The organism is Vibrio sp. 10N.247.310.98 (assembly GCF_041467395.1).
Taxonomy (GTDB): domain Bacteria; phylum Pseudomonadota; class Gammaproteobacteria; order Enterobacterales; family Vibrionaceae; genus Vibrio; species Vibrio crassostreae_C.
Window position 1 is genome coordinate 13,653 of record NZ_JBFSUL010000018.1, and the last position, 21,854, is coordinate 35,506.

Below are 21,854 nucleotides of genomic sequence, written 5' to 3' on the forward strand. Positions count from 1 at the left end.
TATGAGAAAGTATCTTAAGTGCTATTGAGAAGCGACGAGTTCTCTATATTGAATCCGATGCTTCCGGTTGGTGTAGCTCATCAAAAAACGCACGCGCGGCGGGGGAAAGGGAATCTACAGGTTGCTTCAACACCACATAAAACTGACTCTTAAGGCTCCACTTCTCGGGCTGAAGCGGAATCAAGGCTTGGTCATAATGGCCACGGTCGATTAAATGAGACGGTAAAAAACTCAGGTGTGTGCCCGCCAAGGTTAAAATTACACCCGACTCGACATGCCAGCCATCAAAAGGCTTTACGGAATCGTACTGCTCAATATTCAGTAATCGGAACATCTCATCTTTGGCATAGCCGCCCATGTTGATACGACAGCCATCCAATGAGAAATCCTTGTCCATGATCTTCTCAGCCAGATCCTTACGCGCATACAGATAACTGTGCTCTTCAAACAGTGGGTATTTATGTTGAAACGCTGATTTTTGATGTGACCCTAGAACCACTATCATCATATCAATCTGGTTCTTTGCTAACTTCTCATTCAACTGGGTGAAATCCCCGACATCAACACTCACCTCAACACTGTTACTGCGTTGGTAAAACGTCTCGATCGCTTTGGGAAGTGGGTTATAAGGCAAAGTGACGGTGTTATCCAAACATCCAATTCGCACATGCCCAGAGAGTTCCGTCTGTACACCTCGTAACTTATAAGCGAAGTCGGTTAAGGTCGATTTTAGTTGGTTCGCATATTTATACACTTGCTCACCTTCATGAGTCAGCTTAAAACCACGTCGACCACGTTGGCATAATGTTAATTCTAAGCTTTTTTCCAAGGCAATAAGCTGATTACTCAGCACTGGTTGACTAATCCCAGTGCTTGCGACCGCCTGATTGATGCCTCCTTGTTCAACAATTTCACAAAAAAGCTCTAATCTACGTAGGTCTCTTTTATCTAACTTATTGTTTGGATTCACTTTGCCACTCACATTTGTTTTTTGTTATGTTTACATCTGATTATATTCATTTATTAACAATAAATACATCAGTATGCTTTATTCACACTTATGGAATAACAATGCATGGATGGCACTATGGCGGCAGAAGCTTACGTGAATAAACCCGAAGCAACACACAGCCACAAAAAGATAGATGACTTCGAGTTGGAACCCGTTCCCGAGAAGGCCAAACGATCTTGGTGGGTCATCAGCCTTATTTGGTTGGCAATCGGCATCGACATTTCGGGACTGTTTCTCGGCTCGATTCTAAGCAGCGGTATTGGTTTTGAAGACGCACTGCTTGCCACGTTTATTGGTTCAGGCTTATTGGCGATCATCGCGATGCTGTGTGCCAACATTGGCTTTCAAGCTGGCGTGTCTACCCCGCTGGTGAGCAGCGCGGTATTTGGCCGTAACGGCGGTAAAATTCTTGGCTTCATCAACGGCATCTCATTAGTCGGCTGGTTCGCATTCCAGGCTGATTTCTTCGCTTTCATCATGGTCGATGCACTGGCGAAATACGACATCATAATTTCACACCTCACCGCTCTTATTGGCGGCAGTGTGTTAATGATGATGACGGCTATCTATGGCGTTCGTGCTTTAGGCAAACTCAGTACCTATTCTGTTCCATTGATGGTGACGTTGATTACCATCGGTTTGTTTATGGCTGCTGATTATCAAGGTGGCGCAGCGCCATCGATTGAAGATCCTTTGACGCTTGGCCAAGCCATCTCTTTTGTTATGTCTATCTGGATTCTAGCTGCGGTTGCTGCACCTGATATTGCTCGCTACGCCAAAACACGCCGTGATGCGATTTTAGGAGCGGGTATCGGTTTCCTCGTCGGCAACAGCGCCATCATTCTTATCGCATTGATCTTGACCAAAATGACCGGCACCGACGACCTAGTCGAAGTCTTCTTCACCCTAGGTTTAGGCATGGCGGCCATTATAGTACTGGTATTCGCACAATGGACCACCAACAGTAGCAACCTAACCTCTGGCGGCTTATGCATGTCGATGGTTCTACCTAAGATTCCGCGCCCTGTTCTGGTTGTGATCATGACCATCGTCGGCATTGGTATCGCTCAACTCGGCATGGTGAACAAGTTTACCGACTTCTTAATGCTACTCAGCGTAACCATTGCGCCTGCTGCGGGTGTCTACATCGTTCAATATTATGTTTTAGATTCGACAAAAATGAGCTTTGAGAACATCCAACAAGTTCCAGCTTGGATGTTTAAAGGCTTGGCTTCTTGGGCATTTGGTACTGCATTCAGCGCTTGTACTGCACCAGAGTTTTTCAACCTGTTTTCGTTCACCAGCATCTCGGCGTTAGACGGCATTCTTGCCGCTGGTGTGATTTACCTCGCCCTAATGAAGCTTTCTCCTTCAAGTGATAAGGAATAGTAGTTGTGATTATTACTGAACAAATGATTGATGATATCGCGCTGGGTGCGACGGTATTAGGTACTGGCGGCGGCGGTGACCCATACAGCGGTGCCTTGATGGCGAAAGTAGCCATTGCAACGGCAAAGCACCCTGTACGCATGATTCCTTTAGAAGACGTGCAAGACGATTGGATGACAGTGCCCTCTTCAATGATTGGCGCACCAACCGTCGCAGTAGAGAAACTCAATTCGAAAGATCAAATGTTGATTGCTTTCGAAGCGATGGAAAAAGCGCTCGGCACTGAAGTGGCGGCAACGTTTCCTATCGAAGTAGGCGGCTTCAATTCATTGATTCCAATTCTCGTTGCAGCACAAAAGAGCATTCCTGTGATCGATTGTGATGCGATGGGACGTGCGTTCCCAGAAGCTCAGATGGTGACCTTCTTTCTTGATGGTCTCCCTTCTGCACCAAACACATTGGCCGATGAGCGTGGCAATGTCGTCACGCTTTATCCGATTGACGGTATTTGGTCTGAAAAGTTTGCGAGACCAATTACCGAACAGATGGGTGGCTCTGCAGCAATGTGCGATTACCCAATGAACGGTAAGAACCTAAAACGCAGCGCACTGCCTGCAACACTGACCCAAGCAATGAAGATTGGTGAAGCGATTAGACTGGCGAACGACAACAATAAAAGTGGCACACAGGCCGTATTAGACATTGTCGGCGGCCATACCATCATCAGTGGCAAGATTGTTGATATTCAACGTGAAACCGATGGTGGTTTTGCAACAGGTGGTGTCGTGATTGAAAAGCTGGCTCAGTTTGAAGATACCGGCGTCGATAACGTGTTTGTGCAGTTCCAAAACGAATTACTTCTCGCGCACAAAGGTACAAGCCGCGCAGACATGAGCCAAGATAACCTGCTGGCATCAACACCGGATCTTATTTCGATCTTGGATCATGAAACGGGTAAGCCAATCACAACCGAACAACTTCGTTACGGGCAGCGCATCGACCTTATCGCTTACCCTTGCGACCCCAAATGGCGCACTGACAAAGGTATTGAAGTCGCGGGCCCGGGTTACTTTGGCTACACCGTCGAGTATCAAACCATTGAACAACTAAAGTTTGCATTGAAGAGGTAGTCGCATGACAAACATTACGCTTGATTACTGCCGTTTGGGCATTGACGTAGGTGGCACCAATACCGACGGTGTGCTGCTCGACGCAGACTTAAATGTGATTGCCAAAGTAAAAACCGCAACCACACATGATGTTTCAACAGGGATCGACAACGCGATTTCTGCGCTATTAAACCAAGCAAACATTGATGGTCAGCAAGTGAAACACGCGATGCTTGGCACGACTCAATGCACCAACGCAATCGTTGAACGAAAAGGCTTAGACAGAGTCGGCATGATTCGCTTAGCGCTTCCCAGTGGTGATAGCGTCCCGCCCCTTTGTGGTTGGAGTGAAGCGTGGCAAAACCTGCTTGGTCAGCACTTCTACCAAGCACACGGCGGCTATGAATATGACGGCCAGTTGATTGCCGACATTCAAGAGTCTGAGATCCGCGAGCTTTGCCAGAAAATGAAAGGCCAAGTGGATTCCATTGCTATCTGCGGAGTGTTCTCTCCCGTCAACGGCGACCAGGAGCTTCAAGCAGCAGAATGGATTCAACAAGAACTTCCGGGCGTGAACCTATCGTTATCCCATAAAGTGGGCAGTTTAGGGCTTTTAGAGCGTGAGAACGCCACTATCCTCAATGCGGCTCTGCAAGGGACAGCAAAACGATTCGTTGACGGCTTTTGCAGTGCACTCATCAATCATGAAATCCACACCACGCCTTATTTCGGTCAGAACGACGGAACACTGATGTCACAGCAGTTCGCATTGATGTACCCGATTCTTACCGTGGCTTGTGGGCCAACAAACTCGATTCGTGGAGCGAGTCACTTAACTAAGTTAAAAGACGCGATTGTGGTCGATGTGGGCGGCACTACGTCTGATATCGGCGTACTGACTCACGGCTACCCAAGAGAATCGAGCTTAGCAGTAGAAATCGGTGAAGTGAGAACCAACTTCCGTATGCCTGATATTTTGGCGTTAGCCATTGGTGGTGGTACCAAGGTTCGCTTTGAACAGCAGCGTATAGAGCTAGGCCCAGAAAGTGTTGGCCATACCTTGACGCAAACGGCGCGTAGCTTTGGTGGTGATGAACTTACGCTCACCGATATTGCACTCAAAACAGGACAAATGCAGTGGCAGGCAGAACATCAACTGAGTGATGAGATTGGTGTTTCAGCCGAACAAGCAAGCAAGATTTATCAACAAATGGTCACGGATGTTGAAGAAGGCATCGATAAGATGAAGACCTCTGCGGCGAGTGTACCCGTAATCATGGTTGGTGGTGGTAGTGCCCTATTCCCAGATCATTTTGAAGGTGTGAGCCAAGTGGTTCGTCCTGAGCACTTTGAAGTGGCTAATGCGATTGGTGTTGCGTTGGGTGAAATATCAGGTCAATTCGATAAGATCGTACCGATTGACCCAGCATCACGTGAAGAGACCTTAAAGGGCTTGGAAGCGCAATCAAAGCAACTGGCGATTGAAGCTGGCGCATGCAGCGATAATGTCGCGATCATTGAACGCAGCGAGATTCCATTAAGCTACCTACAAGGCAATATGGTTCACGTTAAGATCAAAGCTGCTGGACATATCAAGATGGCTTAGAGCCGTTCCTTGAAAGCCTTAATTAGATTCTTATTCGACAATAAAAAAGCAGGTCACTTCTTCATATTAAAACGGAGAAATAGCCTGCTTTTTGTTTTCTGTTCTTATTTTGGGGCTTTCCGCCCAATAGCCACTCTATAGTTGCTCTCGGAGCGCTGCTAACGAGTCTTTCACCAATTCAGGTAATGAGTCTGCATTATCGCGATATTGAAGTAATGGATCCTCGCTCGCTTCAATGCTCTGGCATAAAGCAAACAGTGCAGATAATCCTAGGCTGCCGGCAGACCCTTTCAGTTTATGAGCTAAAGACTTAATTTCACGAGCGTTGTCAGCGGCACTTGCCACAATCAGTTCATCGAGAGTGACTTGGCTGCTTTGGTCAAACAACCCAACAATCTGCACTATTTTTTCTCGACCGAGAATGGCCAAGTCGTCTTTGATAATCTTAGGGTTAATCATCTGCACAATCGGTTCTCCTTGATTATGTTCCGCGTCTTGGTTTGCTCGTTGTGTCGAACTTGCAAATGCCAATGCTGATAAGTCTAGCTCGGTTTCCTGAGGTTTAGAGTTTAGCTGACAGCAAACAGCATCTGACGGATCCGGCTGAGGCAGCAACAGCGTGTGACCGTCCAACTGCTCAACAATCAATTCCGATAATGCTTCCTTCTCTAACGGCTTAGGTAAGAATCCATCAAAGCCAGACGACAAATAGCTTTCCACTTCTTCGTTAAACACATGAGCCGATACTGCGATCATTGGGGGTACTTTTCGAATTACGTCTTCTTCACTTTTATGCTGAAACGCATCGTCTTTGAGTTGTTGAATTAACTCGACGCCATCGCAGTCGGGTAAGTTAATGTCCACCAGCGCAATATCGAACTCTTGCTCACTGAATATGGCTCTCGCTTCTTGTCCGGTTGTCGCAATCACAACCTCGTGCCCCAAGTTATGCAAGAAGCCTTCAGCAACGATGCAGTTTACGGGGTTATCTTCAATCAGAAGTACTTTAGCTCGAATACACGCTTCAATGACCGGTACTTTCGTTTCTATCTTCTCACCGGCTTCAAGTGGCAGTGAGAACCAAAACTGGCTACCCTCGCCTTCTTCAGAATGAACGCCAATATCCCCGTTCATTGCCAACATGATGCTTTTACTGATCGCTAATCCAAGCCCTGTGCCGCCGGTTTTGTTGCGACCGCTATCGGTTTGGGTAAAGGCATCAAACAGACAAGCTTGTTCGTTAGCATCAATACCGACACCTGTATCTGACACTTCAAACATCACTCGATTTTCATCTTCGATATCTAAGCTGATAAAGATATCGACCGAGCCACTTTCCGTAAACTTAATCGCGTTACCGACCAAATTATTCAAGATTTGGCTGATTCGCGTTACGTCACCACGCCAATAGCGTTGCACATCACTTTCAATGTGGAAATCAAAGTTCAGCTTCTTCTCAGCGGCACGCCCTTCCATCAATTGGTAGGTATCTTGAACCATCTGATGAAGATCAAACGAAGCAGTGCGGATTTCTAAATGCCCTGCTTCAATCTTTGAGTAATCCAACACGTCATTCAAAATCGCGAGTAGGTTCTTACCGCTGCGGTTAATGATGTCTGCATAGCCGGATTGCAGCGGGTCTAACCCGGTATCTTTGAGCAATCTTGCAGTACCTAATACACCGTTCATCGGCGTTCGTATTTCATGACTCATCGTCGCAAGGAAAGCGGATTTTGCGCGGCTTGCTTGTTCTGCGGCGTTACGAGCCTTAGCGTGGTTCCCTACCTCGATGTTCAGCTTCTCATTGGTCTTTTGCAGCTGGTAGGTTCGGTCTGTGACCAACTCTTCTAAGTGTTCTTTGTGCTCTTCAAGTTCGCGTTTCGCCTTTGCTTCACCCACCGCAACCACTTGTAGCGCCTGCGCGGTGTTTCTGGCAGTGATGATCGCCTCGCCCATATGAGCCAGCTCATCATTACCCTTTACCGAGATATCAATATTCAGGCGACCTTGTGCGATAGACATCAAGGCCGATGAGTATTCAGTAAGACGTTTAACAACCGAGATATACACCACTCGCCACACGATAAATGCAACGATAACCAAACCAATAACCGAAATCACAGACAGTGACCATTGAGCCAAATTCAACGTGCTGGTCAGCTCATCAACCGCTTTTTTGGTACTGCGGTTTGAATCATCAACCAGTTGGTTAACCGTTGTATTCAGCTGAGAGAACAGCTCCAACGTATTTTGCATCAGAAACTCTGACTTTTTGGTGTTCTCATATTGTTCTAATGAAATATCGAACACGACTTGGCGTTTTCTGAGCTCTTCTAGAAGCTGAGACATCTGCGCTGAACGAGTAGGATCTTCGACCGCTTTAACGCGGCGCGCCATGATTCTTAGGTTGGATTCAAATTCTGATTGGATTTGATGAATACGCTCTAAGTTGGTAACGGTTTGCGTTTCTTCAATTTGGTTAAGCATTTTGAACGCCAGCAAATGCAATTCGTGTAGGCGCTCAGACAAATCAAGGTCAACCTCTACAAGCGCATCTAAGGCTTGGTAGGCTTTATCCGTTTCTTTGGTTTCTAGCAGGTCATAGATATGCGTGACGTTAGCAACCGCAATGGTAGCCGTGTTCAAAACTTGGGTTCGCGTCAACTGCTCTAGCTCTTCGGCCAATAGGCGCATCTCTTCGACACGAGACGACAACTCTTTGCTTAACCAAAGCTTACGCTCAACCGACACACCCAACTCAGCCAGTGTGTTAATAACGCTTTGAACATTGTTTTCGAGTTTATTGAGGAGCTGAGAATCGAAACTGTCGACACCAAGCTCTTTGATATGTTGAAGAAGCGACTCAAGTTGGTCAAACAGTACGGTGCCAGCCCCTTTTCTTTCAGCTTCGTTTCTCGCATTAGAAAGTGTTTGTACTGACGAAATAATACGGTTACTCAACTCAGAAACCTGACGAGCTTCGATCATCGCAGGAAGCGCCGAATCAACGACGTTTCTTTCCGTTTTTGCTACAAAGCTAAAACCAGAAACACCGATCAATGCAGACAATAGAACCAACAGTGCCATCACTAAGAATGAGGCCAGCAGCTTGCGTCCAATACTCGCTGAAGCTAACAACATAAACTCTAAACCTTAAAACGTTCTTCTTTACCCATGCAGAATACGCTATATTTTGCAGTGTTTCTTATCTAAAACCAATAAAACGGCAATTCATGCTATCTAGACCTTTCGCTTCAATAATTCTTCTCTCACTACTGGCCTCAGTGACTACTGTCGCAGGTGCTAGTGAGCCTTTGAGCCCAATAAAACCCGCCAATGCCACATCACAAAAAGAGAAAATCTGTGCCATTTATCCACACCTCAAAGACTCTTATTGGTTGTCGGTAAACTATGGAATGATCTCTGAAGCAGAAAAGCAGCAAGTTGAGCTAAGAGTATTGGAAGCTGGCGGTTACCCCAACGTTGCCAAACAAGCCTCGCAACTGGTGCTTTGCACACAATGGGGAGCCGATGCGATTATTTTAGGCACAGTTTCACCCGATGCATACCATGACAACCTTACTGATTGGGTTGGCTCGACGCCTGTATTTGCTACGGTAAATGAGTTAACCGTCAATGAAGAACAACAGAAGGTATTAAAAGGTACGGTCGGTGTCGATTGGTACCAAATGGGATACCAAGTCGGAGATTTTTTGTCGAAACGACACCCGAAAGGATCAGGCGAAACACCTATCGCCCTGTTACTTGGTCCACAAGCAAGTGGCGGCACTAAGCCTGTGGCACTGGGGTTTTATGATGCGATCAAGTCGAGTGATATCAAAATCGCGATCAGCTATTGGGCAGATAACGATAAAGAACTGCAAAGAAATCTAGTACAGCAGGTGATAGAAGAACCTGATATCCAATATATAGTCGGAAGTGCCGTCGCGATTGAAGCAGCGATCAGTGAGCTACGAGCGGCCGATAAAACCGAAGATATTGGGTTAATCTCAAGTTACCTAAGTCACGGAACCTACCGTGGTTTACTCCGTAACAAGGTACTTTTTGCGCCAACCGATAAAATGGTTGAGCAAGGTCGCTTGTCGGTAAAACAAGCCACGAGTTACTTACGCGGTCAACCTTATGAGGTGCACAGTGCACCAACAATTGAAGCGCTCACCCCTGCAACATTAAAAGATCAAATTATTGCCGACTCTTTGTCACCTTCTGAGTTTCGGCCGGTATTCAGTGTGAATCCATAGTGTTATATTGGCTGAAGAACTCAAAACAATAAAAACGAAACAACAATTTAGGGAACATTCATGCAAAAAACAACGCGCACTATGCCAACACACAAGCATATCGCTTTGGTCGCTCATGACCACTTCAAACCTGAGCTACTAAGATGGGTCAAAGAGAACAAAGAAAAACTACAAAAGCACTTCCTTTACGCAACGGGCACGACTGGTTCTTTACTAAGTAAAGAGACAGACTTAGCAATCAAGAGCATGATCAGCGGCCCTATGGGCGGTGACCAACAACTTGGCGCGCTTATCTCTGAAGGCAAGATCGATATGCTGATTTTCTTCTGGGATCCACTTAATGCTGTACCACATGACCCAGACGTAAAAGCACTGCTTCGTATCGCAAGTGTTTGGAACATTCCTGTGGCCACTAACCGCGCTACCGCTAATTTCTTGTTTAACTCTTCACTGCTTGAAGAAGAAGTAATCATCGAGATCCCAGACTACGAAGCGTACCTAGCTGAGCGCACGTAATCGCACGTTAAATGTGCTCTCTACTGAACAGACTAAAAAGCCTGCATTTTATCGCAGGCTTTTTTATGTCTCGTTTTCAGACATTAAACAGTTCAATCATAAAACAGTGCGAGAGTCTCTCTATTTATCGCTCCACACTGCCATCTCGTTGCCACTTGGCTCTCTGAAATGGAAACGTCTGCCGCCGGGAAAGCTAAAGATCTCACGGTTTATCTGACCACCAGCATCAATTACATCGCGCTCGGTTTGCTCAAGATCTTGGCTATAAAAAACCATCAGCGCCGCGCCATTATCCGTATTCGACGCCAGATCCGCCAAATAGAAGCCGCCCATTAAGCCTTTGCCTTCAAACGCAGAATACTCAGGGCCATAGTCTTCAAAGCTCCAACCAAACACTTGACTGAAAAATGCCTTAGTTGCGGCGATGTCTTTCGCAGCAAATTCAATGTAGTTAATAGAGCCGTGTTCCATAGCAAATTCCTTATGCTTTATGCGTCTGCCTTGTGATATTAGGGCAGGGATTGAAGATCTAATCTTAGACAATCAAGTCAAGTAACATCACTTTTTACGAACAACTGGGTAATCAGAACCATGCAGCTCCTGCACAAAGCCAGAGCCGTCGCCACTGTGCGTGATCCATACTTTCTCTTTTGCCCGCGTCATTGCTACATAGAATAAACGACGCTCTTCAGCATAAGGGAACGCGTCTGATGATTCAGTCAATGCGCCATCAATATGCAGCTGTTTCTTCTTGGTCGGGAACTGTCCTTCGTCAACACAAAGAATAATGACAAAGTCCGCCTCTTTACCTTTACTGCCGTGGCAAGTCATGAACTTGATATCAATGGAAGTGAAGATCTTCTTCCAGTCTTCCAACAACTCTGGCTTGTGGTAATGATTACGTCCAAGTAGCAGCACCGATTTATTGGTTTTGCCTTTGGATTGACGGTTCAGTTGATCAAGAATCTTCTCAACTTCTTTACTTGGCGCACTGTACACCGCCTTCTGCTTCTGTTGCTTGAAGCTGTTCAGTTCTTTCGGAATCTGAATTGGGTTTTCTTGTACAAAGCGATTAGCCACCGCACCTAACTGATTGTTAAAGCGGTAAGTCGTATCTAGGTGATGAATGGTCGAGCTTTCAAAACGATCCTTAAAGCCCGTGGTCAAATCCACATCCGCACCTGCAAACTGGTAAATCGACTGCCAGTCATCGCCTACTGCAAAAATAGAGGCTTGATGCTCGGCTTTAGACTGATTACACAGTGCTTCAACCAAGGCAAGACGATCAGGTGAGATATCTTGGTATTCATCGATCATGATGAACTTCCAAGGTGAGATAAACTTGCCCTTCTCGACATACTGAGTCGCTCGGCTGATCATGATTGAGAAGTCGATATGATTCTGTTCTTTCAGCTCCTTTTGCCACGCGGTTACACATGGCCAACACAGTGAAAGCTCGCTGTTGAGGCGCGTATAGTCTCGGTGATCAATCAGCTGTTGCTGTACTTCTTTTTTGGTTAAACCCGACGCATTCAACTGTTCTAGCTGCTTTTCAAGCCAACCGATCAATTTGAGGTTTGAAACGTGGCTACCAAGCTCATCGTCACCGGTTAAATAAGCGATTGGCCATTTAGACAAATGCTTTTGCCAACGTTTAAAGTTGGTCGGTGTCATCCAGTGCTTCTTCAACCAATCAATGCACCATGCTTGGCGTTGGTTGTCATCGAGCGCTAAAGGAGAAATAACCACACGTTCGGGTTCAACTTGATTCAGTATCTTTAAACCCAACTGGTGGAAAGTGCTGACTTGCACCTTCTCTGCTGATAAACCAATTTTGCTGTCGAGACGTTGCTTCATCTCTTCTGCCGCTTCACGACCAAAAGCGAGCAATAGCAACTCTTCAGCTTGAGCTTGATGGCTTTGCAGTAAATACGCGACCCGAGCCGTTAGAACACTGGTTTTACCCGAGCCTGCACCCGCTAAAATAAGGTTGTGATCATCATTCATCAACACCGCATATTGCTGCGATAAGTTCAGTGGTGACGACTCACATTGCGCAAACAACACTTCCCAGTTTTTTCGCTCGGTCTCTAGCCATTGCTGGTTTCTTTCAGCTTGCTTGATTTCCGTTTCAGATAACCATGGCTGCATTCTTGCGATGCGGTTTGGCATGCGTTGTGCGGCCTCTTCTAGCGTCATTGTCATACTCTCTAAGCCTGAGTTGACCATATCAACCCAAGTGTTGACCTTAGAATGCGGTAGAAAGGCTGGTAATTGCTCAAGACGTGTTAATTCAGCTTCCCACTGAGGTACGTGTTCAGCCAATTGTTCACATTGAGTGTCGTGCCACTTCTGATAAGCACTAACTGACGCGCGTGCAAATTGACGGCATTGATCCCAAGGTAAGCCTTGTACTAACCAACTGCGCTGTGTTCCATCTTGTTGATTAGCAAAAAATTGTAGCGATCCCCAGAACAATCCGCGCTTTATCGCGATCTTGCCACTCCAAATAGTAAATGGGATACGCTCTTCACTGCCTACTGAAGATAACAGCAAGCGTGGACCATCAAGTTCAACCTGATGATATTCATTTTGAATAAAAAACTGTGCAGTCTTGTTAGCGCTTAGCTGCATTGGAGTGTGCTCTTAATTGGGAATATTGAATTTATATCATGATGCAATGAGAATTAATAATATCTCATATCTTATCGACGCTTTCATGACCACCTACGGGCAATTATGGATAAGTATCAAATTCTTGTGCTTGATTTCTGTTAGGATTATGGTTTTTAGTGTGTCAAGTGAGCGACTGTGGACTTTTCAGCCAAATTACGCCTCTATTGGGCGAATAAAACCATAAATTACAGCGTATTAATTCTCATCACTCTGCTCGGCGTGGTGGTGCCTGCTTGGTATTATGGACAAAACACACTGATCACGCCTTTGATCTTAGGCGTTATTGCTGCGGCTCTTGCGGAAAGTGATGACAGCTTTACCGGGCGCTTGAAAGCACTCACGCTGACCTTTATCTGTTTCGCCGTTGCGGCTTTCTCTATTGAGCTTCTCTTCGATACGCCTTGGCTGTTCGCGATAGGGCTTTTTGTTTCAACCTTCTTTTTTATCATTCTCGGGGCAATTGGCCCTAAATACGCGAGTATCGCGTTTGGTTCTCTCTTGGTTGCCATCTATACCATGCTTGGTGCACACGAGAGCACCAACCTTTGGTTTCAACCGCTTCTACTGTTAACTGGCGCCGCTTGGTACTACTTCATGTCGATGATTTGGCAGATAGTGTGGCCAATGCAACCCGTGCAGCAAAACTTAGCCACGGTATTCGATCAAATCGGTAACTACATCGATTCAAAAGCGGAACTCTTCTACCCCGTTTCTGACTTGATTCCCCAGCCACACCGAATCATTGAAGCCAAACTCAACGCGAGTACCGTTAACGCACTCAACATGTGTAAGGCGACGCTACTCAACCGCTCTAAGCGCGGACACATTGACGGCCCTAGTGACCGATTTCTTAACACCTACTTTATCGCACAAGATATTCATGAACGCGTAAGCTCAAGCCATTATCGTTATCAAGAGCTAGCAAAACACTTTGAACGCTCTGACGTGTTGTTTCGATTTAAGTATCTACTGGAAGCGCAGGCCACTGCGTGTAAAGAAGTGGCGAGCTCGTTGAAAGTTGGCGCTGAATACCAGCATGGTGACAAGTCTGTATTGGCACTCGATGAGCTGATGTCTTCGCTCAATCATCTGCACCAACAGAATAATCCTAAATGGAAATCACTGCTGAACCAGTTGGATTACTTATTCAATAACCTAGCAACCGTTGAAAAACAGCTCTCGAATATCAGCAACCCAGATGCAGAGAAGATTGAAGAAGGTGTATTGAACGATACCAACCCTCATACTTTGACGGCAATGTGGCACAAGATCAAAGCTAACTTGCACACCGATTCTATGCTATTCCGCCACGCGATTCGCATGGCGATCACTTTGACGCTGGGCTACGGGATTATCCAGGGTTTTGATATCGAACGAGGTTATTGGATTCTACTGACGACACTGTTTGTGTGTCAGCCAAACTACAGTGCAACCCGTCAAAAACTGACGGCGCGTGTCATTGGCACGGTCGCAGGCTTATTGATCGGAGTACCGTTACTGACTTTCTTCCCGTCGCAAGAGAGCCAATTAGTGTTCATTGTGATCAGTGGCGTGATGTTCTTTGCGTTTCGAATCAATAACTACGGGTTTGCGACCGGCTTTATCACACTGCTTGTGCTCTTCTGCTTTAACCAATTAGGTGAAGGCTACGCGGTAGTATTGCCAAGGTTAGCGGATACCTTTATTGGTTGTGCTCTCGCCGTGCTTGCTGTCATTTATGTGTTACCTGATTGGCAGTCGAAGCGACTGCACAAAGTGATGGCGAATGCGCTCGATTCCAATAAGAACTATCTCGCTCAGATCATCGGCCAATACCGTGTCGGTAAGAAAGATAGCCTAAACTATCGTATCGCTCGACGTAGTGCGCATAATAATGATGCAAACCTGACTGCCGCGATCAGTAGCATGTTGGTTGAACCGGGTAAGTACCGCACCTCTGAAGATGAGAGCTTCCGATTCTTAACACTCAATCATGCTCTACTTAGCTATATCTCGGCTCTGGGTGCTCACAGAACGCGTATTGATGATGAAGCGACACACAAACTGGTGCTAGATGCGCACAGAGTAATCCACCAGCATCTCGACGCTCTAAATGATCAACTCTATTCTCATAAAGAGCATTGTGAAGTGAAAAACGCTTATGACCCGGAGCTGGATAAACGTTTGAGTGAATGGCGAGAAGAAGATGAGAATTCTGTCAAAATGGTTCTACAACAGCTCCATTTGATCTATCGAATGCTTCCAGAACTGCATACCTTAGCGACCAAGTTTGCAGTTAAGGTTAAGATCGACAAGTCGTTTGAAACAGAAGCTTCTTGAGCAACAAACAAAATACCGTAAAAACAAAAAGATAACGCCAATTGCTTATCTTTTGATCATCACAAATATTTATACATTGCTTTACCCATACCCCTAATTGGGTAGAGAAATTACTTACCTACCCTTGTGCCACAAGGGTTGAAGGCGTTTTTACATTGTAGGAATTTTCTGACTTTGATTGACCAAGCCTTAACTTTTCCTAACATTTCTCGGACAAAAAACGACCACAGGAATTTATAGTTGTCTTAGTTTCAAGAAACTTCAAACATCATTTAAAATTCACTTAATCTTGTTTGATTTCCTGAATCAGCAGACTATGCTCTAAAGAGCATATTGATTTGAACAAAGGTCACACTATGAATACACAGCAATTTGAAGCATTTAAGCAGCAAATACAGCTTCTTAGCCCACAACAATTAAAAGCACTTCAGGGTGAGATCGACGGCAACCTTGAAACAGAGAAGCCTTCTTTGCTTACTGATGAAGAATTAAACGCGCTAAATGACCTGTTCAGTTAATAGACAGACATCACTATTTTAGCTTAAGTTCACATTTTCACCGTAAATTTCATCTGTTCACCATTGCGCTCAAAATATCGTCCGCCTAGACTCATTTCATACGTCAATAAAAGGTTCTGATATGTCGATATCTGGTATTCAATCTGGTTACGCCATTATTCAGCAATCCACCAACATGGCTGAAGAAGCCGCAATCGAGCTCAACCAAGCCTCCAAACACGCTCTAGAATCCGACGACACTTTCGAAGCTAGCGATCTCAGCTTTAATCAAATAGAGCCTGAACAAGCCATTTCCTTTAAAGACAAAGAACCTGAACCTGCTTCATCTTCAACCGATTCCTTGATTAAACTGACACAAAGCGCAAGTTATAACCGCGTTGGTGCAAGTGTGGTTGATCGTCAAAACGAAGCCATCGGTAGCCTTCTCGACATTCATATCTAAATTTCGCTCAAATACAGCCTATATTTCGCGAAACTTCGCTGCTTTTTGCTTCAACAACCACACAAACTGTAACTCATTATATCAGGCGCTTGTTTCTGGTTTATTACTCGGTAGAATCAGCGCAAACCAATTTGCTGCACAAACTTTACTTCATACTATTTATGCCAAAACTAAATCTGCATCGCCGTGACTATGTTTCTATTTTAGGAGGCGACATCTCCGCAGACGAATTAGAAAAAAAGCTTCAGCCTCATTTTGAAAAGCCAGTAAATAAGCTGACACCTAGCCCCTACCTGACAGAAAAGAATCTCACACGTCGCTGGACAGCGCTCGATAATGCAGATTCACAGCAAGAACTGCTCGACCCTCATACACAAAGTCAGTTCCAAGCTTATGAGAAAAACATTGAGCACTTTATTGGCACCGTTAAAGTCCCTGTGGGAATATCTGGCCCTTTAAGAGTCAATGGCCTATTTGCTACGGGCGATTACCTCGTACCACTCGCGACCACAGAAGCTGCGCTTGTCGCGTCTTATAACCGTGGTTCTAAGCTGATTACGGCTTGTGGTGGCGCAAGTGCTATGTTGCTCAATGAAGGCGTAACACGTACTCCTGGCTTTGCATTTCAAGGATTAGTTGAAGCCGGACAGTTTGTGGCTTGGGCTGTGACTCAGTATGACCAGTTCAAGATCTTGGCAGAATCAACAACATCACACGGCAAGCTGACCGACATTAATATCAACATCGAAGGTAACCATGTTTACTTGGTGTTCGAATTTCTAACCGGAGACGCTTCTGGTCAGAATATGGTGACCATCGCAACCAATGCCGTGTTTGAGTACATCATCGAAAATACGCCAGTTAAGCCTGACCATGCTTTCCTTGATGGCAACTTGTCAGGCGATAAGAAAGCCAATACCCAAACCTTGCGCAGCGTTCGTGGCAAAAAGGTAACTGCTGAGGTTAATATCCCTGCAGAGCTTGTCGCGAAGTACCTACACACGACACCAGAGAAGATGGTCCAGTTTGGCCAAATGACCACAGTCGGTGGCGCTTTGAGCGGCACTATCGGTATCAACGCCCATTATGCGAATGCACTGGCGGCACTTTACATCGCTTGTGGCCAAGACGCGGCCTGTGTCGCCGAGTCAGCGATTGGTATGACGCGTATGGAACTCAACAAAGAAGGCGGTTTATACGCTAGCGTGACACTGCCTAACCTAATGGTGGGGACTGTCGGCGGTGGTACTGGCTTGCCAAGTCAAAAAGCCTGTTTAGATTTACTTGGGCTGCATGGTAACGGTAAATCACAAGCCCTAGCTGAAGTTTGTGCTGCACTGTGTTTAGCGGGTGAACTATCGATTGTGGGCGCATTTTGCGCAGGCCACTTTTCACGAGCGCACCATAAGCTAGCTCGTAAATAACCTTTATCCAATTTGGCTTGTTCGATTTTGTCGTTCATGCAAAATCACAAGCCAATCTGAATGCGTGAGTCATAAATGGATTACTTACACTTATCTAGGGTGAGCCTTAAGCACCTCACTGCGCTTCATATTATGCTGAACACCCACAGCGTCACTCAGACCTCAGAGCAACTCTGTGTCAGCCCTTCGAGTGTAAGCAAAACCCTGTCTCAGTTGCGTGACATCCTGAATGATGAGCTTTTCTATCGAGATGGTACCAAGCTTATCCCGACTCCCTTTGCTCTGAAGATAGCGCCCACTGTTCACGCAATTCTTTCAAGCATGAATGGACTGCTTCATCAAAAGAGTTTTACCCCTCAAGAGTACCAAGGCAGTTTTTCACTTTCGATGCGTGAAAGTACCTTCGAAGTATTTGCCTCTAAGATAAGTAAAATCACTACTGAACTGGCGCCAAACGCGAAGCTCAACATCTATTCGAAACAACAGCTCGGCTTCGATGCTTTACTCAGTGGCAAGGTCAATTTGATCTTGTTGCCTCATGATATATCTCAGCCGCCGACCGATAACAAAGAGCTGGTTTGGGAAACAATTCTTCCAGATGAAATGGTTTGTTTGATGGGCGCACACCACCCTCTCGCTCAGCAAGAACTGACGGTAGAAGGCTACTTAGATTACAAGCACATTGGGATTTTAGATAACGAACTGTCTCAGCCTTACTTTGAACAAAACTTGGTTCAATGCCACCAACCAAGAGAGATGGCAATATCGGTCGCGGACTTCGGCGCTGCGGCTGTGTTGTGTCACCACACACCTTTCCTGTTCACTTGCTCTAAACAGTGGGCTGAGCATGCTAAACAAGCTCAGGGCTTAGTGAGCAAGCCCTTGCCTTTTGATTACGGTAAGGTGGCGTACAGCTTGGTGTGGAATAAACCCAACATGAATGATCAAGCGATCAAATGGTTGTGTGACCTGTTTTTAGAAGCTTAATATTTTTAGAGACTTAATATCTTTAGAAAGTTAACGTTCTTAGAAGCCTGATTGACCGCCTAAGAAATCTAAAGACTAGGTATAAACCTCAGGAGTTTGCATCGGTCTTTGAACTATGGTGTAGAGCTTATCGTGAAAGCTCTGCATCTGTTTTTCGGTGCATTTCGGCCAATCTAACGCGTCGCCAATGACACCATGATGCTGAAACGCATTCAGCCGAATTCGAATATCACTTGGTAGAGTCTTCAAGTAACGCCCCACTTGTTCAATTTCGTCCTCAAGATCGCTTTTATTTGGGATATGTAGCAACCTAACTTCGTGCAGTTTTCCTTTATCTGCTAAGTAGTTAATGGTTTCAAACACCCTATGATTACCTCTACCCACTAACCATTGATGTGTTTCCAATTGCCATGATTTTAGGTCAATCATCGCGCCATCAAGGTAAGGTAATACTCGCTCCCACCCTTGTTGAGGCAACGAGCCGTTACTGTCAATAAAACACGTTAAGTGTGCCAATTGCGGATCGCTTTTAATCGCTTGAAGTAGCTCGATGATAAACGGCAATTGCATGGTCGCCTCACCACCTGAAACGGTGATACCACTCAGGAAGAACTGATTATGCCTAACCAGTTCAAGTACCTCGGATACCGTCATCGTGGTGATTTTGGGGCTCGACTTATGATCACAAATATCGACGCACTGATCGCAGTTGGTACACGCGACCGGATCCCACTTCACCTTACCATCTACAGAGCTTAATGCGCCGCTTGGACACCCACTTATGCAGTCTCCGCAATGGTTACAGTGATTAATAGTGTGTGGGTTATGGCAGGTTATACAATCGAAATTGCACCCTTGTAGAAACAGCACTAGGCGGTTTCCCGGGCCGTCAACACAAGAAAAGGTCAGCACACGGCTGACCTTCGCTTGTTTTTCTGTCTTATTATTTTTAACCCTAGCCATTTGAGTTGTTAGATCAGAAATTTTCATAATTCACATTGTTCGTATTCGAAACGCACCATACACATAACGCACGCACGTTAAAGCTATTCGTATGTCGGCGACATCTCTAAACTCGCCACGCGTGGTTTACGCTCTAATATGCCCGTGTTCTTCGCAGCTTCGGCACCTAAAAAGGTGGTATTGGTGCGTGAGCCTTGCTCGTCATATTTGGCAATGTCAGACAGCTTAATCATGTAACCCGTCACGCGAACCAAATCGTTTGATGCCACGTTAGCCGTAAACTCACGGTAACCCGCTTGAATCGCACCTTTACACAAATTGAACATCGCTTCAGGGTTAGATTTCACTGTTTCGTCGATGGTCAGAATGTCACTGATGCCCGACGTGTAGAACTTATGGTGACCCGCAGTTGCACGAACATAAGAGACTGGATCCGGTTCGGTTCCATAAGGAATACGGACACCCGGGGTCACATCTTCATCTAGGCTAATACCGCCTTGAGCATGCAGCAGAGCTTTACCTTCTAACCCATACTTCACGTCAGAGCGTTCAACGATCTCAGCCAGCTTTTCAGAGATACGATGACCAAGCTGATTCGCCAGTTCATCGTGACCATAACGCCCTGCTTGACCTTCTTTCTCCAACAAGATGTTGACTGCTTCCGCCATGCCGTAAATACCAAACATTGGCGCAAAGCGATCCTCTTCGATCAAACCTTCTTTGGTTAAGAAGCCTTCGAAGAAGTTAGACTCTTCATGCAAGAAGCGGCTTCGAACGTTCATCAACTCAACCATGATGCCACTGTAGTTCGGCAATACTTGTTGTAAGAAATCAGCACTGTCCTCAGACTTCAACGCCACTTGCTTAAGGTTCATACGCACCAAGGTGTTTGAACCACCCGCTAACGGCAGAGAGTTGTAGCAGCTCACAATACCAAAACGCTTATCGCCGTAAGCCTCGGCATGCGCTGGATAGTTTGCAATATGTGGTTTACTGCATTCACAGATGTTGCTCGCCGCATGACGAAGTAGATCATCAGGTGTCACGGCTGGGTCGTACATAAAGGTTAAGTTTGGCGCGATCTGCTTCAATTCAGCGTCTACACGTAAAATCGTACGGCAGATAATGTTGTCTGTCGGGCCGATATTCACATGCATAAAGGCGTCTGGCAGTGTGCGATCCAACATGATCCAGAACAGCTTAATCTTTTGGTATACCTGCTCTTCTGTTAAGTCGCCCACGAAAGGCATCAACACATCATCCAACTGACCTAGGTAAACCGGAATTGAAGTGACAGACGGAACATGGTGGTAAAGGATGGTAAGCATGTTCAATGCTTCATCGAAGTTGGTTGCCGCGCTAAGCTCTAAATACTCTGAGCCTTGATGTAAGTATTTAGAATAATCTGGAAGTACATAGCGCGGCTTAAATGGGGCGTGCCCTTCAAACATGTCACACAGCACACCTTGTTGTAAGGCTTGCTCTACTTCTTTGCTTACCGGCATATACGGTAAGCTGGCTTCAGCTTCTAAGGCAAGATAGCTCGACTTCTGTTTTGGTGACAGGTTGGCATCTGAAATGATATTGCTAAAGCGTTGTTGTTGCTCTGAAAGTGGTGAAGAAGTAGATGACGCAGATTGGTGGCTCATGATTAAACCCTTAGTGTTGTTATGGGCTTATTTTATATCTCACCGTTATATTTCCACTAATGAAATGTATGCAAGACTACATTTCCAAAATGGAAATAAATAATTTGTAAATTAGCGGTGTTGAGTTTTCTATGAGCGAGATGAGAAACAGAGAAATAGAGAAATAGAGAAACCAGAGTTAGTAGTGAAGAAATGAGAAAGCGCTAATTCGTTCTGTTTAAAACGATAGCGCCAAAAAGAGAAAACCCACATAACTGACGTTAGAGTCGTTAATGTGGGTTTAGTAGTTTAAATGAGCATTCTGAATGCTAGCTCAAGGCATACACACGATTACAGATCTGGAAGCGCTTGTTTACGTCCAACACCCATTAATACCTTTAACTCTCCTTGTGGAGTGTCAATCGAGAACGGTGTAGAGACTTCAACTACTGCAAAGCCCGCTGCACTCAATACATTTTCTGAGCGCTGTTGGCTTACACCGTAGTCTTCACTGTCGCTTTCCAAGTACCAATCCCAGTGTACAAACGTACCGTCGTTTTCAAGCAGCGTGTAAATCAGACTGACTGCGTCTTGTAGGTTCGGGATAAAACCACACACCGAAGAGGCTACCACTAGGTCAAACTGGTTTCTGAATGCTGGATGCTGCGCTGCAAGTCCGCGCGATAAAATATCAACTACCGGTTCAACGTTAGGTAACTCTTTCTTATCTAACTCTTCAATCATCCCTTCAGAGATATCAAGTGCGATGATCTCTTTTGCTAAAGGAGATATTTTCTGGCTGAGTAGTCCTGTACCACAACCAAAATCAAGGACACGGGTTCCGTTTAAATCAACGAGCTGTGTTAACTGGTCAAATACGGATTGTGCGAATACTGCAGTTGCGGGATCTTTATCCCAATCAACGGCGTATTCGTCCCATTGTTTCGCCATCATGGCCTCCATCTTTACTTCTTGTAGGTTCGGAACTTCCCCAGAGTAAACC

Annotated in this window: 17 protein-coding genes; 10 read left to right on the forward strand and 7 right to left on the reverse strand. The window is 45.6% G+C overall.

The window, feature by feature from the left end:
• Positions 1 to 43: 43 nt before the first annotated feature.
• On the reverse strand, positions 44 to 982 hold the full coding sequence (locus tag AB6E78_RS09425) for a LysR family transcriptional regulator (protein ID WP_017071124.1): 939 nt from the start codon (positions 980 to 982) through the stop codon (positions 44 to 46).
• A 93-nt stretch (positions 983 to 1,075) separates the two neighbouring features.
• On the opposite strand from AB6E78_RS09425, the gene AB6E78_RS09430 reads away from it, so the two are divergent.
• Genes AB6E78_RS09430 through AB6E78_RS09440 form a run of 3 tightly spaced genes read left to right on the forward strand, consistent with a single transcriptional unit; the run spans position 1,076 to position 5,116 of the window.
• Positions 1,076 to 2,401, forward strand: a complete 1,326-nt coding sequence (locus AB6E78_RS09430) for a cytosine permease (protein WP_017064775.1) — start codon at positions 1,076 to 1,078, stop codon at positions 2,399 to 2,401.
• A gap of 5 nt (positions 2,402 to 2,406) precedes the next feature.
• Positions 2,407 to 3,531, forward strand: a complete 1,125-nt coding sequence (locus AB6E78_RS09435; RefSeq protein ID WP_372133264.1) for a DUF917 domain-containing protein — start codon at positions 2,407 to 2,409, stop codon at positions 3,529 to 3,531.
• 4 nt (positions 3,532 to 3,535) lie between these two features.
• On the forward strand, positions 3,536 to 5,116 hold the full coding sequence (locus AB6E78_RS09440; RefSeq protein ID WP_017064777.1) for a hydantoinase/oxoprolinase N-terminal domain-containing protein: 1,581 nt from the start codon (positions 3,536 to 3,538) through the stop codon (positions 5,114 to 5,116).
• Positions 5,117 to 5,251: 135 nt separating this feature from the next.
• Here the strand turns inward: AB6E78_RS09440 and torS are convergent, their stop codons facing one another.
• Positions 5,252 to 8,257 (reverse strand): TMAO reductase system sensor histidine kinase/response regulator TorS, encoded by a 3,006-nt coding sequence (gene torS, locus AB6E78_RS09445; RefSeq protein ID WP_372133261.1) that lies wholly within the window; start codon positions 8,255 to 8,257, stop codon positions 5,252 to 5,254.
• A 92-nt stretch (positions 8,258 to 8,349) separates the two neighbouring features.
• On the opposite strand from torS, the gene torT reads away from it, so the two are divergent.
• Positions 8,350 to 9,378 (forward strand): TMAO reductase system periplasmic protein TorT, encoded by a 1,029-nt coding sequence (torT, locus tag AB6E78_RS09450; RefSeq protein ID WP_372133258.1) that lies wholly within the window; start codon positions 8,350 to 8,352, stop codon positions 9,376 to 9,378.
• A 60-nt stretch (positions 9,379 to 9,438) separates the two neighbouring features.
• Positions 9,439 to 9,894, forward strand: a complete 456-nt coding sequence (locus AB6E78_RS09455; protein ID WP_017060888.1) for a methylglyoxal synthase — start codon at positions 9,439 to 9,441, stop codon at positions 9,892 to 9,894.
• A gap of 120 nt (positions 9,895 to 10,014) precedes the next feature.
• Here AB6E78_RS09455 and AB6E78_RS09460 read toward each other — a convergent pair whose 3' ends face one another.
• Entirely contained in the window at positions 10,015 to 10,365 is a 351-nt protein-coding gene (locus AB6E78_RS09460) for a VOC family protein (RefSeq protein ID WP_017071128.1), read from the reverse strand.
• Positions 10,366 to 10,452: 87 nt separating this feature from the next.
• Complete coding sequence (gene helD / locus AB6E78_RS09465; protein WP_017064779.1) at positions 10,453 to 12,528, reverse strand: DNA helicase IV; 2,076 nt, start codon at positions 12,526 to 12,528, stop codon at positions 10,453 to 10,455.
• Positions 12,529 to 12,705: 177 nt separating this feature from the next.
• On the opposite strand from helD, the gene yccS reads away from it, so the two are divergent.
• From yccS to AB6E78_RS09490, 5 genes are all read left to right on the forward strand, one after another.
• Complete coding sequence (gene yccS, locus AB6E78_RS09470) at positions 12,706 to 14,889, forward strand: YccS family putative transporter (protein ID WP_372097306.1); 2,184 nt, start codon at positions 12,706 to 12,708, stop codon at positions 14,887 to 14,889.
• 332 nt (positions 14,890 to 15,221) lie between these two features.
• Positions 15,222 to 15,407, forward strand: coding sequence for a hypothetical protein (locus AB6E78_RS09475; protein ID WP_029235859.1), 186 nt, complete (start codon positions 15,222 to 15,224; stop codon positions 15,405 to 15,407).
• A 121-nt stretch (positions 15,408 to 15,528) separates the two neighbouring features.
• On the forward strand, positions 15,529 to 15,849 hold the full coding sequence (locus tag AB6E78_RS09480; RefSeq protein WP_017060893.1) for a hypothetical protein: 321 nt from the start codon (positions 15,529 to 15,531) through the stop codon (positions 15,847 to 15,849).
• Between the two features lie 161 nt (positions 15,850 to 16,010).
• Positions 16,011 to 17,273: a hydroxymethylglutaryl-CoA reductase gene (locus tag AB6E78_RS09485; RefSeq protein WP_029235254.1), complete on the forward strand. Its 1,263-nt coding sequence runs from the start codon at positions 16,011 to 16,013 to the stop codon at positions 17,271 to 17,273.
• Positions 17,274 to 17,348: 75 nt separating this feature from the next.
• The gene (locus AB6E78_RS09490; RefSeq protein ID WP_017060895.1) at positions 17,349 to 18,260 is read left to right on the forward strand and encodes a LysR family transcriptional regulator; all 912 of its coding nucleotides are present in this window, start codon (positions 17,349 to 17,351) and stop codon (positions 18,258 to 18,260) included.
• 75 nt (positions 18,261 to 18,335) lie between these two features.
• Here AB6E78_RS09490 and AB6E78_RS09495 read toward each other — a convergent pair whose 3' ends face one another.
• From AB6E78_RS09495 to AB6E78_RS09505, 3 genes are all read right to left on the reverse strand, one after another.
• On the reverse strand, positions 18,336 to 19,250 hold the full coding sequence (locus tag AB6E78_RS09495; protein WP_372133254.1) for a YjjW family glycine radical enzyme activase: 915 nt from the start codon (positions 19,248 to 19,250) through the stop codon (positions 18,336 to 18,338).
• A gap of 56 nt (positions 19,251 to 19,306) precedes the next feature.
• Positions 19,307 to 20,872 carry a YjjI family glycine radical enzyme gene (locus tag AB6E78_RS09500; protein WP_372133251.1) on the reverse strand — a complete coding sequence of 522 codons (1,566 nt, stop codon included), beginning with the start codon at positions 20,870 to 20,872 and terminating at the stop codon, positions 19,307 to 19,309.
• Positions 20,873 to 21,202: 330 nt separating this feature from the next.
• Entirely contained in the window at positions 21,203 to 21,802 is a 600-nt protein-coding gene (locus tag AB6E78_RS09505; RefSeq protein WP_372133281.1) for a class I SAM-dependent methyltransferase, read from the reverse strand.
• Positions 21,803 to 21,854: the final 52 nt, after the last annotated feature.